Raw genomic sequence first — 11,710 nt, 5'->3', positions numbered from 1 at the left:
GAGCGCCGCCGGGGTTCCGTGGCCGGGCCGGGGGCCTGCGCCGTCAGTCCCCGTCCCCGGGCCGCTCGGTCAGCACCACCGGCAGCCGTTCGGTTCCCCACAGCACGCCGGACATCCGCCGGGGCACGGCCTCGCCCGTCGGCGCGGGGCCGTACCGGGCGAGGACCGTGAGCAGGGCCTCCACCTGGAGGCGGGCCAGGTGGGCGCCGAGGCAGAAGTGGACTCCCCTGCCCAGGGCGAGGTGCTGCGGCGACCGCGTGATGTCGAACCGGTCGGAGTCGGCGAACGCCTCCGGGTCCCGGTTGGCGGCGGCGGGCAGCACTCCGACCACCGTGCCGGCCGGCACGCGCCGGCCCGCGACGTCGGCGTCGCGGAGGGCGATACGGCTGATGAGGTGGGTGCTCGGGTCGTACCGCAGGACCTCCTCGACCGCCGCCGGGGCGCAGGCGGGGTCGGCCCGCAGGCGGGCGAGCTGTTCGGGGTGGCGCAGCAGGGCGTAGACGCCGTTGGCCATCTGCAGGGCGACCGGCCGGTGGCCGGCGACGACGAACTGCCCGATCGCCGTGGTGATCTCCTGCTCGCTGAGCGGGGTGTCCTCCGGCCCCTGGGCCAGCAGGGCGCTGACCAGGTCGTCCTGGGGCTCCCCGCGGCGTTCCTCGATCAGTGAGCGGAGGTAGTGGGCGAATTCGAGCCGTGCCGCCGTCAGGCGGGCGGTGTCCTCCTCGCCGAGCAGGTCGGGCGGGACGAACGCCAGGCTCAGCCCGGACAGGGGTCCGTACCACCGCGGCCGGTCCGCCAGCGGAACGCCGACCACGGCGCAGATGAGTTCCAGGGCCAGGGGGACAGCGAGGTCGGCCACCACCTCCGCCTCTCCCCGGTCCGCGGCGGCGCGGACGAGAGCGGTGGTGCGGTGCCGGATCGCGGGGCGCAGCCGTTCCACCGCGCGGGCGCCGAAGGGGGCGGAGACCCGGGCCCGGCGGCAGCGGTGTTCGGGCGGGTCGACGAGGAGGAACGACTGCGACTCCAGCGGGCCGCCGCCCATCCCGAAGCGCGGGTCCCCCAGGACCGCCGAGCCCGCCCGGTATCCGGTGACGAGGACGACGCCCTCCGCCGGTGACAGCGCCGGTCCCTGGGCGCGCAGGCGCGCGTAGGCGGCGTAGGGGTCGGTGAGGAACGCTTCTCCGCGCATGTCGAACGGCAGGTGGTCCCAGAAGTCGGCGCTCACCGCGATACGGCGGGGCTCGGTTCGTCCGTCCATTGCCGCCATCATCCCCCGGAGGCGGGGCGGGCATGCTGCCACACGGCCGCGTGTCCGGTTCGCCCATGAGTACGGGCCGGGGGCGTCCCACCGCACGCCCCCGGCGGTGCCGGAGCATCGCCGTCCCGCGCGCCCGTTCCGGCGCGGGAGGACGTCACCGCGTCGCCGTCGGCGGACGGTTCCGTCGTGGCCCGCCGGCAAGCCCAGGGCTCTTCCGGGCCCGTGTACGGCGGGCGTCCGCCGGAGTGAGCGCGGCGTGCGGGCCGCGTCACTCCGGATCGTTCCGGGTGCCGCCCCGCGCGGCCCGCCACTACCTTCCGGGCCGACGGGCACGTCCTCCCACCCACGGAACGGAAGCCGGCATGCGCCATCTACGGACACTCCTTCTCGGCGGGGCCCTCACCGCCGCCTCCCTCATCCCGGCTCCCGGCGCCCTGGCCGCGCCGGCCGGTACCACCGACGTCGTGCAGAGCTTCAGGAACCAGGCCACGGGCCGGTGCATCGACGACACCAACCAGGGCTTCCGGACCTGGAGTTGCAACGGCTCGACCCCGCAGAAGTGGTCCGTCCACGTCTGGGGCGACGGGACCCGGCAGCTGCGCAGTGTGAACACCGGACGCTGCGTCGAGGACACCGACAACGGCTTCCGGACCGTCGGCTCGTGCGGCTCCGCCCCGGAGCAGAGCTGGTGGGTGAAGGTCTGGGGCGACGGCACCGTCCGTTTCCAGAACCAGGCCACGGGCCGGTGCATCGACGACAGCAATCAGGGATTCCGCACCTGGGCGTGCAACGACAGCCCGTACCAGAGCTGGTCCTGACCTTCCGCCATCCCCCCTCCCCCCACCGTGAGGTGACCCATGCGAGGAAGATCCGAGCGCAAGAGAACTCCCCGACGCGGCCCGGCCGTTCGGCTTGCGAGACGCGGTACGGCGGTCCTGTCGGCCGTGACGGCCCTGACGGCGGTCGTCGCGCTGGGGCAGCCGGCCGCGGCGGGCGGCACCGGCGCCGTCCCGGGCCCGCTGGGGCATCCGGCGCCGGCCGCGGCGTACTGCGACATCCCCGCCGAACGCGACATCGCGGTGACGCGCAAGGTCTACGAGGTGGGCCAGCGCCGCAACGTCTCCGCCAAGGTGATGCTGGCCGGCTTCGAGACCGGCTGGATCGAGTCCCGGATGAACAACCTGAACTGCGGTGACCGGGATTCGCTCGGCGTCTTCCAGCAGCGGCCCTCGCAGGGCTGGGGGACGCCCGAGCAGATCCTGGACGTGGACTACGCGGCGAACAAGTTCTTCGAGGTGGCCCAGCAGATGGAGCCGCGCATGGAGGGCCGCAGCGCGGGCGCGCTCGCCCAGGCCGTCCAGCGCTCCGCCTACCCCGAGCGGTACGACCAGGCCGAGGGCGTCGCCGTGGCGCAGCGGGACGAGGCGTTCCAGCCGTACGGGAGCATAGGGGCGAAGTACGACAGCCTGGGCGGGCCGGGCGGGCCGCTCGGCGGGCCGGTGCGCGCCGAGGAGAACGCGCGCCTGGGCGGCCGTTTCCAGCAGTTCCAGAACGGGATCGTCATCTGGCGTCCGGATGTGGCCTACGCGATATACGGCGACATCCTGGCGAAGTTCTGGGCGACGGACTCCGAACAGCGCTGGGGCTTCCCCACGATGGACGAGGCGGACGCGTCGCGGGCGCCGGACGGGACGCGCGGCCGGTACCAGTTCTTCGAGCGGGGCCTCTTCCTCTGGTCGCCGCAGACCGGCGCGCACCCCGTGCACGGCGAGATCTACAAGGCGTTCCACAACGCCGGCCACGAGGCCGCGCTGGGCTACCCGCTCACCGACGAGACCGACGAAGCGGGCGGCAAGGCCCAGAAGTTCCAGAAGGCCACCATCCACTGGAACCCCTCGCGGGGCACCTGGATCACCGACAACTGACCGGAGGATCTTGATGCGAGGGAGAAGACCGTCGGTCCTCCGGCGGATGGTGACGGTGGCGGCGCTCGCCCTGGCGGCCTTGGCGACCGCCCTCACCGGGGCGCCGGCCGCCCAGGCCTCGGAGCCGGACGGGCCGATCGGGCGCGGCGAGGTCATGGACCGCTCGTGGTCGTGGGTGGCCGAGCGGGTCGCGTACAGCTGGGACGGCTGCTACCGGAACCAGTTCGGCTGCTACCGGCCGGACTGCTCGGGCTACGTGTCGATGGCCTGGAACCTGGGATCGTCCCTGAACACCTGGGCGCTGTGGAACGTCACCGTGGACATCCCGGCGGAGGACCTGAACCCCGGTGACGCCCTGCTGAAGGACTCCGACGGCACCGATCACGTGGCGCTGTTCGTCCGGTGGGCGGACGCCGCCCACACTCAGCCGCTGGTGCGCGAGGAGTACGACTTCGGCCATGTGGCCGAGGAGCGCGTGTGGCGCGACGGGCTCCGCGGCTTCACGCCCCGCCGTTACAACCGTCTGGACGACCTGATGCCCTACGGCTCGATCAGGGCCAAGTACGACGCCATGGGCGGTCTGGGCAGCGTGCTGGGACCGCCGGTCCGGGGCGAGCGCGACTCCCGGCTGGGCGGCCGTTTCCAGCAGTTCCGGAACGGCATCATCATCTGGCACCCGGACGTGGCCTACGCGATATACGGCGACATCCTGGCGAAGTACTGGGCGACGGACTCCGAACAGCGCTGGGGCTTCCCGACCATGGACGAGGCGGAGGCCTCCCGGGCGCCGGACGGGACGCGCGGGCGCTACCAGTTCTTCGAGCGGGGCCTCTTCCTGTGGTCGGCCCCGACCGGAACGCATCCGGTCCACGGCGAGATCTACAAGGCGTTCCACAATGCCGGCCACGAGGCCGCGCTGGGCTACCCGCTCACCGACGAGACCGACGAAGCGGGCGGCAAGGCCCAGAAGTTCCAGAAGGCCACCATCCACTGGAACCCCTCGCGGGGCACGTGGATCACCGACAACTAGCACACAGCGAGCAAGGACCGGCACCGTCGACGACCCGTCGACCGACCTGGAGGTCACGTTGAGCCAGCACCACCCCACCCGTAGAAGCCTGCTGAAGGCCGCAGGCGGCGCCTCCGCCGCCCTCGCCCTGGGCGCCGGGAGCGTCCTCGGCTCCGCGTCGGCGGCCCACGCGGCCGGCGACGGCTTCGGACTGCGCATCGTGGACCGCAACGAGTCCGACCCGCGCATGTGGTACTACCGCTTCCAGACCGCCGAGATCGGCGGCTGGAACCCGGCCGTGAACGTCCTGCTGCCCGACGGCTACCACGCCGACGGGCGCCGCTACCCCGTCCTCTACCTGCTGCACGGCGGCGGCACCGACCAGGACTTCATCACCTTCGACCGGCTGGGCATCCGGGCCTGGACCGCCGGCAAGCCGATCATCGTGGTGATGCCCGACGGCGGGCACGCCGGCTGGTACTCCAACCCGGTCAGCTCCTTCGTCGGCGCCCGGAACTGGGAGAACTTCCACATCAACCAGCTCGTCCGGTGGATCGACGCCAACTTCCGGACGTACGACGAGTACGACGGCCGGGCCGTCTCCGGCTTCTCGATGGGCGGCTTCGGCGCGCTGAAGTACGCGGCGAAGTACTGGGGTCACTTCGCCTCGGTGAGCTCGCACTCGGGGCCGGCCAGCCTGCGCGGTATGGCCGGCGGCCTCGCGGGCGGGGTCGTGCACTGGGCCAACGCCTCCTCGGCGGCCATCGAGCTCGGCGGCGGCATGGTCTACGGCATGCCGTGGGACCAGGCCAGGGTCAGCGCCGACAACCCCGTCGAGCGCGTCGAGAGCTACCGCAACAAGCGCATCTTCATGGTCGCCGGCACCAGCCCGGAGCCGACCTTCTGGGACCGGTTCAACGAGACGGCCGTGCTGGAGACCCAGCGGGAGTGGCGCGGCTTCCTCGGCCGGGCCGGCATCCCCCACGAGTGGCACGAGGAGCCCGGCGGGCACCGCGTCCGCGAGGACCTGTTCAAGCACGACCTCAACGGCATCATCGACCGCCTCCGCAAGGCGTGACCGCGCCGCGCGCCTGACGCCTCGTCCCTGATCCCGCCCCCGCCCCCGTCGCCGTCACCGGGGGCGGGGGGCTCTCTCGCGCCGGCGGACCATGCCCGGCCGTGTCCTGGTGGTCCGGGCGGGACCTTCCGGTTCCGCCGCTCGTGGCGGTGCCGGTGCTCGCGCTCGCGCGGTGGCGCACGCCGTGGGCCAGGGCGCGGCGGTTCCCGCGCATGGCGGAAGGCGACGGCGGGCCCCGGCGGGGTGGGGCCGGTGGCCGGCAGGCGGCCGGGCCGGCGGTGCGCCGGTTCAGGCGGACTTCTGGGCCGCCGCAGCGTCCGGATGGAGGTCGGCGAGGGTCAGCGGGTGCGCCGGCGGCCGGGGCAGGACGGCGTGGCTGGTGGCGGCGTGGTCCGGGCCGACGTGCAGGAGCTCGCCGGGGTCCAGCAGGCGCCAGCGCGGGTTGTCGTCCATGCGCTCGCTGGCGACGACGGTGGACGGGACCGCGCCGAGGTCTCCGGAGTGGACGCGCATCCGGCCGTCGCTGCCGCTGTGGTCGAGGTGGCGGTCACCGTGGTGGCCGCCCGCCGGGCGCCGCAGCACGTACAGGTCGTGGGTGTCGGGGTAGCGCAGGGCCCACAGGTCGGTGGGGGTGGCGAGGACGAAGTTCAGGGCGTAGAGCGGCAGGTGGTCGGCGATCCACGTCACGGCCGCGGCGATGCCCGCGCCCACGTCGCCGCCGTGCGCGCGGATCTCACGGGTGATCAGGGCGAAGACGCGTTCCGAGTCGGTGTCCCCGTCCACCAGCGACCGGTCCGGGCCGAGCCGGGCGTCCAGGGCGTCCAGGCCCTCGACGACACCGTTGTGGGCGAACAGCCGGCCGTCCTGGGCGAAGGGGTGGGTGTTGCGGGCGTCCAGGCGGCCGGTGGTCGCGTAGCGGATGTGGGCGACGAAGGTCGTGGACTCGGTCCGCCGCGCCTGGACGGCGAAGGCCCGGTCCGCGTAGGCGGCCAGGGGCGCCTTGCCGATCCGCGGCGTGCCGTCGGGGTCGAAGTGGCCCAGGCCCGTGCCGTCGGGGTCCCGGTGGCTCTGGGCGCTGAGGCTGTCGGGTGCGTCGAGCAGCCAGAAGGTGGCACGGGTGCGTTCGGGGGCGCTGGTGAGGCCGAACAGGCGGCACATCGGGGGTTCCTCCACGGGCTCGCGGGCTGGGTGGTACGGGCGCCGGTGGTGACGCCGACGGCGCACGGGACGGCGGGGGCGGGACCCCGGCGCCGGGGCCTCGCGCGTCCGCCGCGCGGACCCGGGGCCTCGCGCCCGGGCCGTCTTCGCAGCGCCGCCCTCACCGGGCTCTTGCCCGTGCGTCGCGTACGACACCTCCGCCTTCGTTCGGCCGGACCTCCCAGCGTAGTGCCGGGCCCGCCCTCTCCACGGCGTCCCGCCCTCCCGTCCGCGCTCCGGCGTCGGCGAACGCCGCGCGAAACACCCGCCGGCGACTCGGAAGGGGTGGGCGCGGGCCTGCCGCGGTAGGCATTCGGCGTGCAGACATTTCTCCCGTACCCCGACTTCACACGGTCCGCCACGGTCCTGGACCCGGCCCGTCTGGGCAAGCAGCGGGTCGAGGCGCTTCAGGTGCTGCGCGGCCTGACGGTGCCCGGCTACGGGTGGCGGCACCACCCCGCCGTGCGCATGTGGACCGGCTACGAGGAGGCCCTGGTCCGCTACGGCCTCGACGTGTGCGCGGTGTGGGTGGCGGAGGGGCGCGCCGACACCTGTGCCGCCACCCTGGTCACCGACTTCGCCCGGCATCGTCCCGGCGCCGCCGTCCGCGCCCAGGAGGAGCTGGCCGGCGACGGCGAGCTGCCTCCCTGGCTGGGGGACCCGGACTTCCACCGCAGCCATCAGTCGGCGCTGGTGCGCAAGGCGCCGGACGTCTACTCCCCGCTCTTCCCCGGTGTCCCCGCCGACCTGCCCTACGTCTGGCCGGCCTCCGACCGCGCCCCCTCGTGACCGCAGCGGGGTCGCTCGGGCGACCACGGTCGGGGCCGGGGGCCGCTGCGCAGCGCGCGTCCGAACCGGCAGTACGGACGGCGGCGGACGAGCGTGCCGGATCCGCGGGAACGGCCGCGCGTCCGGAGCTTTTTCGCGGGTCCGTTCGAAGCGGACATGCGGGCGTGGCGCCAATCGGCCGGAGGGTTCTTCTCCTTCGATACGTTGGCGGGTAATCACTCCTTCTGCCCTCCGCGACAGTCCCGCGAGCGGATCGGCTGTCCCTTCCCACCCCCCTCCCCCATGGACGGCACCGATGCCTCTCCCCCGCGTCCTCCCGCGCCGTGGTCCCACCGGCCGGCCCGTGCCCCTGCGCGGCCGCCCGAACGCCGTACTGGCCGTCGAGTCCGTCGCGGTCTTCATGGTCATGCTCGACAACCTGGCGATGAACAACGCCCTTCCGGAGATCGGCAGCGATCTGTCGGTGGGGGTGACCCGCCTGGAGTGGGTCGTCGCGTCGTACACCCTCGTCCTGGCCGCCTTCCTCCTGGCCGGCAGCATCGTCAGCGAACGGGTGGGGCGGCGCAGGCTGTTCCTGGCCGGGCTGGTGGCGTTCACGGCGGGTTCCTGGCTCGGCGCGATGGCCGACAGCTGGGGGACGCTCGTCGTCGGCCGTGTCGTCCAGGGGGCCGGGGGCGCGGCCCTGATGCCGTCCAGTGCCGCGCTGCTACGCCAGGTGTTCCCGGACGGCGCGCGGCGCGCCAAGGCCCTGGGGCTGCGAGGGGCGGCCAGCGGTCTGGGGCTGGCGCTCGGGCCGGTGGTCGGGGGGCTGCTCGTGGACAGGTTCGGCTGGCACAGCGTGCTCCTCGTCAACGTGCCCATCGGCGGCTGCCTGTTGCTGTTCGGGGCCCTGTCGCTGCCCGCCGCTCCGCCGCGGCGCGACCGGGCCCTGGACCTGCCCGGGCAGGCGCTCTCGGCGGCCGGGGTGGGCGGGCTGATCTACGCGCTCGTCCAGGGGCCCGCGCACGGCTGGAGCGACCCCTTCGTCCTCGCCGGGTTCGGCGCGGCCGCCGTCGCTCTGCCGGCGCTCGTGGCCGTGGAGCGGCGTACCGCCGATCCGATGATCGACCTGTCGTTCTTCCGTGACCGGCCGTGCGCGACGGCGGCGCTGGCCTGTTTCACGACGAGCCTCGCGCTCTTCGGCGCGATCTTCTTCCTCTCCCTCTACCTCCAGTACATCCTGGGCTGGTCGGCGGCCGGGGCGGGGGCCGTGTTCCTGCTGGGTTCGGCGTTCATCGTGGCGTCGGCCCCCCTGGTCGGCGCACTCTCGGCGCGCTGGGGCCCGTTCCGGCCCCTGCTGGTCGGGGTCGCGTTGAGCCCTCCGGCGCTCGCGGGTCTGGCCCTGCACGGCGAGAACGCGCGCTACGCCCAGTACTGGTGGGTGCTTCCGATCATCGGTACGTGTGTGGGTTTCACTTTCGTTCCCGTCAACGTCATCGTCATCGAGCGGGTCCGCGGCAGGCGGGCCGGCATGTCGATGGCGATCGTGGAGATGCTGCGGGAGCTGGGCGGGGTGACCGGTGTGGCGGCGCTGGGGGCGGTGCTCAACTCGCGGATGCGCGACTCCCTCATGGACAAGGCGCGCGCCGGTCTTCCGCCGGGCCGGGCGCGGGAGGCCGTCGACCGTGCCCTTGCCCACGGGCCGACGGCGGCGCTCGACGCGCCGGGCGGCGGCGCCTTCGGCCGCTGGTTCCGGCAGGCGTTCGTCGACGGGCTGCACGCGGCGCTGTACACCGGGGCCGCGGTGACCGCGGCGGTGGCGCTCCTGGCGTTCCTGCTGCTCCGCGCGGAGGCGGCGGGTCCGGTCAAGGGGCGGGCGGACGCTCTGCGCCCATTGGGCTGACCGGGGTGCGCCCTGCCGTCGGTTCGGCGGCTCCGCGGGGCGTGGTGACGCGTCGCCGCCTACGGTGCGGGCCCACCCCCTTGCCGTCCGGTGCCGCCTCGTGGAAGTCCCGGCGCCTCCTGGGCGTCAGGACAGATCCTTTCGCCCCAGCCAGGCGGGCCGCACCGGCACGCCGTCCGCGTCCAGGACGGGCTCGCCCGGTCCGGGCCCGGGGCGAGGCTCGGGCTCGGCTTCCGGCTCGGGCTCGGGGCGCGGCTCCGCTTCCGGCTCGGGCCTGGGTTCCCGCTCCGCGTCCGGCTCGGGCTCCCGATCGGTCCGCTTGATCGGCCGAGCGCTGTCCTCCAGCAGCCGCGCCACCGTGAACCGGGCGGCGTGGGACTGCCAGGAGCCGTCGACGACCAGCAGGAAGCCGTCGGCGTTACGGAACAGGCGACGGCGCTTCGGGTTGATCGGGTGCGTGGGCTGGTAGTTCCGGGCGATCTCCTCCAACCGCGCCAGCGCGTCCTCCCGTTCCCCTCTCATCTGGGCCAGCACACGGGCCTCGATGTGCTTGCGGTCCCCCAACGCGACAGTCGATTCGACGATCAGTCCCCATACCGCCATGCCCCGCCCCTCTCTTCGACAAGGGGACTCTAGTTCGTGGTGACCGGTCGTCGGTGTGGCGGTCCTCCGGGCCCCGCCCTTCCCCTCAGACGCGTCACCACCGGACGAGGAGCCGGGCCGGGGCGATGACGTTGATGCCCGGTTCGTCGACACACGGCTGGTCCGGGACCACGTGCAGGGCCGGATGGCGGCGCAGCAGGGCCGTGAACGCGACGCGGACGGCGGTGCGCGCGAGGTGGGCGCCGAGGCAGTAGTGCAAGCCGTGGGAGAAGTGGAGGCTGGCGCCCAAGGCGGGGCGGGTGGTGTCGTGTTCGTCGGGGCACGCGAAGCGCCGCTCGTCCCGGTCGGCGGAGGCGATCATGGCCCACAGGGCGGCGCCGGCCGGGATCCGGACGCCGGACAGCTCGGTGTCGGCGGCGGCCGTGCGGAACACCCCGAGGGCGGGTCCACAACGGCGCATGGTCTCGGCGAAACACGCGTCGAACCGGGCGGCGTCCACCGGCAACCCGTCGTGGCGGCCGGGGTCGCGCAGGAGTTCCCAGCAGAGAACGGTCAGGGCGTAGCCGGTGGGGCCGATGCCGGCCGTGACGACGTCGAAGCTGACGAGACTGATCAGTTCCCGCTCGGTGTAGGCGTCCTGGGCGACGAGGTGGCTGATGAGATCGTCCCCCGGCCGCCGTCCGCGTTCCCGGATGGCGGCGGAGAGGTAGGCCTCCCACTCCTCCACGTCGCGGGCGTAGGCGAGTTGGCGGTCGGGGGGCGGTGTGCCGAAGAAGAACTCGCTGACGGCCCGGTGGTAGCGCAGGATCCGGTCGCGGTCGGCGTCCGGGAATCCGGCCAGGTCCATGATGAGGGCGGTGGCGAACGGGCGGGCGTAGTCGGCGACGAGGTCCGCCGGCGGCGTGGCGGGGAGCCGTTCGGCGTGGCGGGCGGCGAGGCCCCGGATCCGGGGTTCGAGACGGGCGACGGCCTGGGCGGAGAAGAAGGGAGCCGCGGGCCTGCGCAGGCGGTCGTGGGCGGGACGGCCGTCGAAGCCCATGTTGGGGGCCGTGAAGGTGGCGGTCTTCGCCAGGATGGCGCGGACGTCGGGTGCGTGGGCGCCGAGGATCACGGAGCGGGTCGAGGCGGGGAAGAGCTCCGCGTCCTTGAGGATCCGGAGCACGTCCTCGTAGCGGGTGACGATCCAGACGCCGAGCTCCTCGCTGAAGAACACCGGTGCCTGGTCGCGCAGTTGCCTGAGCAGGCCGTGCAGCCCGGCGGAGGACGGCGCGAGGAGGGCCGCGGACACGGCGGCGGACGGCGGGGCCGGGTGGTTCGCCTCCGTGCGGCCGGCACTCCGTTCGGGCTGGGGACGGGACGTCTCATCACTCATGTGTTCCCCCGAGACAAGGCGGCGTGGCGCTGAGGTCGACGCCTTGGGCCGCCGAGTGTGACACAGGCCGGGGGCAGGACGAGGGTACGGACGGCCCGTACTCCGCGGCCACGGAACCCCTTGGGGCGGGCATGGAGGCGGGCCGGTACGCGGCACACGGGCCTCGGCGGTACCGGGCCGGCCCGCCCGCGGGGTACGGCGAGGGCCGCGCGCCTCCCGGCCGCCGGACGCGCTCCGTTCCCCTGCGGACGACGAACGGGCCACGCCGTCCGCTCGTCCACCACATCGTCCGTAGCCGGCCGGCCCGCTCCCGTCTCCCGTCGCGGGGCGGGAACGCGGAGGTGCCGGGTGTTCAGCGGCCGTCCGGCACCGACGACCGGCCCCTGCCGCCGGGCGCCGGCCGCGCCCCCGCCGACCACCTGCGCCCGCGCGCCGACGCCCACCGCCCGGTGGACACCCTGCCGGCGGTGGACGAAGACCGCGTCCTGGCGGGCGTATGGACCTCTGATCTGGCGCTTCCTATCGTGTGGCACCGCACGGACACGCCCCTCCCCCTCCGGAAGCGGTGACCATGACCACCCCGGCCCTGCCCGACCC

The 11,710-nt window shown here is 74.1% G+C and carries 11 protein-coding genes; 7 read left to right on the top strand and 4 right to left on the bottom strand.

Going from position 1 to position 11,710, the window contains the following annotated elements; genetic code table 11:
• Positions 1-43: 43 nt before the first annotated feature.
• Positions 44-1,258, bottom strand: coding sequence for a cytochrome P450 (locus tag ACSNOK_RS02230; protein ID WP_436778814.1), 1,215 nt, complete (start codon positions 1,256-1,258; stop codon positions 44-46).
• A gap of 362 nt (positions 1,259-1,620) precedes the next feature.
• On the opposite strand from ACSNOK_RS02230, the gene ACSNOK_RS02225 reads away from it, so the two are divergent.
• From ACSNOK_RS02225 to ACSNOK_RS02210, 4 genes are read left to right on the top strand one after another with little or no spacing between them, the layout of a single operon-like run.
• Complete coding sequence (locus ACSNOK_RS02225) at positions 1,621-2,076, top strand: RICIN domain-containing protein (protein WP_436778813.1); 456 nt, start codon at positions 1,621-1,623, stop codon at positions 2,074-2,076.
• 39 nt (positions 2,077-2,115) lie between these two features.
• On the top strand, positions 2,116-3,183 hold the full coding sequence (locus ACSNOK_RS02220; protein ID WP_436778812.1) for an LGFP repeat-containing protein: 1,068 nt from the start codon (positions 2,116-2,118) through the stop codon (positions 3,181-3,183).
• Between the two features lie 13 nt (positions 3,184-3,196).
• A complete protein-coding gene (locus tag ACSNOK_RS02215) occupies positions 3,197-4,213 on the top strand; it encodes an LGFP repeat-containing protein (protein ID WP_436778811.1) in 1,017 nt (338 codons plus the stop codon).
• A 58-nt stretch (positions 4,214-4,271) separates the two neighbouring features.
• Positions 4,272-5,270, top strand: coding sequence for an alpha/beta hydrolase (locus tag ACSNOK_RS02210; protein WP_436778810.1), 999 nt, complete (start codon positions 4,272-4,274; stop codon positions 5,268-5,270).
• Positions 5,271-5,558: 288 nt separating this feature from the next.
• On the opposite strand, the gene ACSNOK_RS02205 is transcribed toward ACSNOK_RS02210, so the two are convergent.
• Positions 5,559-6,428 (bottom strand): class II glutamine amidotransferase, encoded by an 870-nt coding sequence (locus tag ACSNOK_RS02205; RefSeq protein ID WP_436778809.1) that lies wholly within the window; start codon positions 6,426-6,428, stop codon positions 5,559-5,561.
• Between the two features lie 357 nt (positions 6,429-6,785).
• On the opposite strand from ACSNOK_RS02205, the gene ACSNOK_RS02200 reads away from it, so the two are divergent.
• A complete protein-coding gene (locus ACSNOK_RS02200; RefSeq protein ID WP_436778808.1) occupies positions 6,786-7,256 on the top strand; it encodes an MSMEG_6728 family protein in 471 nt (156 codons plus the stop codon).
• Positions 7,257-7,551: 295 nt separating this feature from the next.
• Positions 7,552-9,138, top strand: coding sequence for an MFS transporter (locus tag ACSNOK_RS02195; RefSeq protein ID WP_436778807.1), 1,587 nt, complete (start codon positions 7,552-7,554; stop codon positions 9,136-9,138).
• A gap of 126 nt (positions 9,139-9,264) precedes the next feature.
• Here ACSNOK_RS02195 and ACSNOK_RS02190 read toward each other — a convergent pair whose 3' ends face one another.
• Together ACSNOK_RS02190 and ACSNOK_RS02185 are read right to left on the bottom strand one after the other, a co-directional pair.
• Positions 9,265-9,741, bottom strand: a complete 477-nt coding sequence (locus tag ACSNOK_RS02190) for a hypothetical protein (protein ID WP_436778806.1) — start codon at positions 9,739-9,741, stop codon at positions 9,265-9,267.
• 94 nt (positions 9,742-9,835) lie between these two features.
• Positions 9,836-11,113 (bottom strand): cytochrome P450, encoded by a 1,278-nt coding sequence (locus ACSNOK_RS02185; protein WP_436778805.1) that lies wholly within the window; start codon positions 11,111-11,113, stop codon positions 9,836-9,838.
• A gap of 341 nt (positions 11,114-11,454) precedes the next feature.
• Here ACSNOK_RS02185 and ACSNOK_RS02180 point away from each other — a divergent pair, with 341 nt between their 5' ends.
• Entirely contained in the window at positions 11,455-11,682 is a 228-nt protein-coding gene (locus tag ACSNOK_RS02180) for a hypothetical protein (protein ID WP_436778804.1), read from the top strand.
• Positions 11,683-11,710 lie beyond the last annotated feature (28 nt).

The organism is Streptomyces sp. URMC 126, assembly GCF_051386555.1.
GTDB lineage: Bacteria > Actinomycetota > Actinomycetes > Streptomycetales > Streptomycetaceae > Streptomyces.
This window is presented reverse-complemented; position numbering and strand designations above follow the sequence as displayed.

What these genes read in the sequence shown, in the direction of transcription:
- ACSNOK_RS02190 (WP_436778806.1), bottom strand. Translation starts at nt 9,741, where the DNA reads ATGGCGGTATGGGGACTGATCGTCGAATCGACTGTCGCGTTGGGGGAC.
- ACSNOK_RS02195 (WP_436778807.1), top strand. Translation starts at nt 7,552, where the DNA reads ATGCCTCTCCCCCGCGTCCTCCCGCGCCGTGGTCCCACCGGCCGGCCC.
- ACSNOK_RS02205 (WP_436778809.1), bottom strand. Translation starts at nt 6,428, where the DNA reads ATGTGCCGCCTGTTCGGCCTCACCAGCGCCCCCGAACGCACCCGTGCC.
- ACSNOK_RS02230 (WP_436778814.1), bottom strand. Translation starts at nt 1,258, where the DNA reads ATGGACGGACGAACCGAGCCCCGCCGTATCGCGGTGAGCGCCGACTTC.
- ACSNOK_RS02220 (WP_436778812.1), top strand. Translation starts at nt 2,116, where the DNA reads ATGCGAGGAAGATCCGAGCGCAAGAGAACTCCCCGACGCGGCCCGGCC.
- ACSNOK_RS02225 (WP_436778813.1), top strand. Translation starts at nt 1,621, where the DNA reads ATGCGCCATCTACGGACACTCCTTCTCGGCGGGGCCCTCACCGCCGCC.
- ACSNOK_RS02215 (WP_436778811.1), top strand. Translation starts at nt 3,197, where the DNA reads ATGCGAGGGAGAAGACCGTCGGTCCTCCGGCGGATGGTGACGGTGGCG.
- ACSNOK_RS02185 (WP_436778805.1), bottom strand. Translation starts at nt 11,113, where the DNA reads ATGAGTGATGAGACGTCCCGTCCCCAGCCCGAACGGAGTGCCGGCCGC.